Source organism: Fictibacillus phosphorivorans, assembly GCF_023715845.1.
In the GTDB taxonomy this organism is placed as follows: domain Bacteria; phylum Bacillota; class Bacilli; order Bacillales; family Fictibacillaceae; genus Fictibacillus; species Fictibacillus phosphorivorans_D.
The window spans coordinates 1-255 of the sequence record NZ_JAMBOR010000089.1 but is presented as its reverse complement, the minus strand read 5'-3'; the positions used below and the strand labels follow the sequence as shown (position 1 = coordinate 255).

Below are 255 nucleotides of genomic sequence, written 5' to 3'. Positions count from 1 at the left end.
AGGCCCCGACTAACCCTGAGCGGACGAGCCTTCCTCAGGAAACCTTAGGCTTTCGATGGACAAGATTCTCACTTGTCTTTCGCTACTCATACCGGCATTCTCACTTCAAAGCGCTCCACCAGTCCTTTCGGTCTGACTTCACAGCACTTCGAACGCTCCCCTACCCCTGTACCAAATGGTACAAGCCATAGCTTCGGTGATACGTTTAGCCCCGTTACATTTTCGGCGCAGAGTCACTCGACCAGTGAGCTATTA

General features: G+C 52.2%; 1 rRNA gene. It reads right to left on the bottom strand.

Annotated features, from left to right (window positions below):
- Positions 1 to 255, bottom strand: a 23S ribosomal RNA gene (locus M3206_RS19305); the annotation flags it as partial.